Below are 679 nucleotides of genomic sequence, written 5' to 3' on the forward strand. Positions count from 1 at the left end.
TTTCTGTTCGTCTCCCCTCCCAGTGTCATCAAGAAGCCCGAAACATTCCCCCTCATCGTCAAAGCCGTTTTCTGGCGTCCAGAGGTTTACTCGCAGAACTGATGTTCATGCTGTATGGCATTGGCGAATTGCCGGAAATCGTCACCCTGCCGAAAGGAAAACCGGTTTTCAGCGATAAAAATTTGCCTTCGTTTTCTGTTTCCTATGCCGGGAATATGGTCGGCGTGGCGTTAACAACCGAAGGTGAATGTGGCCTCGATATGGAACTACAGCGTGCGACACGCGGGTTTCATAGCCCACACGCGCCCGATAACCACACCTTTTCCAGCAATGAATCGCTATGGATCAGTAAACAAAACGATCCTAACGAAGCGCGGGCGCAGCTCATCACGCTGCGCCGAAGCGTGCTAAAACTAACCGGTGATGTTTTGAATGACGATCCGCGCGATCTGCAACTACTGCCCATTGCCGGACGCCTGAAATGTGCTCATGTAAATCATGTAGAAGCGTTATGCGACGCGGAGGACGTGCTGGTGTGGTCCGTGGCGGTCACGCCCACGATTGAAAAGCTCAGTGTCTGGGAGTTAGATGGCAAACATGGCTGGAAAAGCCTGCCCGATATTCACAGCCGCGCCAACAATCCTACCAGCCGGATGATGCGTTTTGCCCAGCTCTCTAC

The 679-nt window shown here is 52.7% G+C and carries 1 protein-coding gene; it reads left to right on the forward strand.

The features are described from left to right. Positions 1–107: 107 nt before the first annotated feature. Positions 108–679 (forward strand): 4'-phosphopantetheinyl transferase family protein (locus tag ACLO87_RS16735; RefSeq protein WP_430224335.1); only part of this gene is annotated, 572 nt, incomplete at its 3' end.

The organism is Paenalcaligenes sp. Me52, assembly GCF_050487965.1.
GTDB lineage: Bacteria > Pseudomonadota > Gammaproteobacteria > Burkholderiales > Burkholderiaceae_B > Paenalcaligenes.